1 protein-coding gene is annotated in these 1,803 nt (G+C 66.0%); it reads left to right on the forward strand.

What is annotated here, in order from left to right; genetic code table 11:
* Positions 1–1,716: AAA family ATPase (locus NXI30_29005; protein MCR9098280.1), on the forward strand; the 1,716-nt coding region annotated here is incomplete at its 5' end.
* Positions 1,717–1,803: the final 87 nt, after the last annotated feature.

Below are 1,803 nucleotides of genomic sequence, written 5' to 3' on the forward strand. Positions count from 1 at the left end.
AACCCCTACCGGCTGGCGAGGGACATCCGGGGGATCGGGTTCCGGACGGCCGACCAGATCGCCGAGAAGCTCGGAATCGGGAGGACGGCGATGATCCGGGTCCGCGCCGGCATCTCCTTCGCGCTGACCGAGGCCATGGGGGACGGGCATTGCGGTCTGCCCAGGGCGGATCTGATCGGTCTGGCGGAAAAGCTCCTCGAGGTCTCGGCCGCGCTGATCGAGGAGGCCCTGGCCGAGGAGCTGGTCGAGCGGACCGTGACGGCCGATCGCGTGGGGGAGACCGACTGCATCTTCCTGACGGGGCTGCACGCCGCCGAGCGGGGGATCGCCGAGCAGATCGGGAGGATCGCCTCGGGACCGCCGCCCTGGCCGGAGATCGACGCCGACAGGGCGTTGCCCTGGATCGAGCAGAGGACCGGGCTCACGCTGGCTGAGGGCCAGGCCGACGCGATCCGGCTGGCGATCCGGTCCAAGATCATGGTGATCACCGGCGGGCCGGGCGTCGGCAAGACGACCATCGTCAACTCGATCCTGCGCATCCTCGCGGCAAAGAGGGTGAAGCTCCTGCTCTGCGCCCCCACGGGACGGGCCGCGAAGCGGATGACCGAGGCGACGACGATGGAGGCCAGGACCATCCACCGGCTGCTTGAGTTCGACCCCAAGTCCTTCGGGTTCAAGCGCGACCGTGAGACCCCGCTCGACTGCGATCTTCTCGTCGTGGACGAAAGCTCGATGATCGACGTGACGTTGGCCCTGTCGCTCCTGAGGGCCGTCCCGGACGGCGCCGCCCTGCTCATCGTGGGCGACATCGATCAGCTCCCCTCCGTAGGTCCGGGCCAGCTCCCCTCCGTAGGTCCGGGCCAGGTCCTCGCCGACATCATCGGCTCGGGCGCTGTTCCCGTGGTCCGGCTGACCGAGGTCTTCCGACAGGCAGCCCGGAGCAGGATCATCACCACGGCGCACGCCATCAACGCCGGGCGGATGCCGGACCTTACGCCCCCGGACGAGGAGGCCGATTTCTACTTCGTGCCCGCGGCGGACCCCGAGCAGGCCGTCGAGCGTATCGTCGAGCTGGTCTCGAGGCGTATCCCGCGCCGGTTCGGGTTCGACCCGATCCGGGACATCCAGGTTCTCTGCCCGATGAACAGGGGCGGCGTCGGCGCGCGGTCCCTGAACGTGGAACTCCAGGCCGCCCTGAACCCGGCGGGCGAAAAGAAGGTCGAGCGGTTCGGCTGGACCTTCGCCCCGGGCGACAAGGTCATGCAGATCGAGAACGACTACGACAAGGAGGTCTACAACGGCGACATCGGGATGATCGAGGATATCGATCTCGACGAGGGCGAGCTTGCGGTCAATTTCGACGGGCGGACGGTCAGCTTTCTCTTCGGCGAGCTCGACACCTTGGTCCCGGCCTACGCCGCCACGATCCACAAGAGCCAGGGGTCGGAATACCCTGCCGTGGTCATCCCCGTCCTGACCCAGCATTATGCGATGCTCCAGCGGAACCTGATCTACACCGGCGTGACCCGCGGAAAGAAGCTCGTGGTTCTCGTCGGCCAGAAAAGGGCCGTCGCCATCGCCGTAAGGAACGTCTCGGGCCGGCGGCGATGGTCGAAACTGGACGAGTGGCTGAATGACGAAAGACTTGTCCAGATCCGGAAAATGGACTTTCGCAATCCCGAAGATACCCGTGGAAACCCCGATGAATTGTGCTAAGCGGCGCACATCACAAGTCATTCCCAAAGGAGAAGACCATGGCTGATATCGACCTCGACGGCATGTCCCGCGATGAGCTGATGAAAC

The sequence above is a fragment of the bacterium genome (genome assembly GCA_024742285.1).
Taxonomy (GTDB): Bacteria; Myxococcota_A; UBA9160; order UBA9160; family UBA4427; genus UBA4427.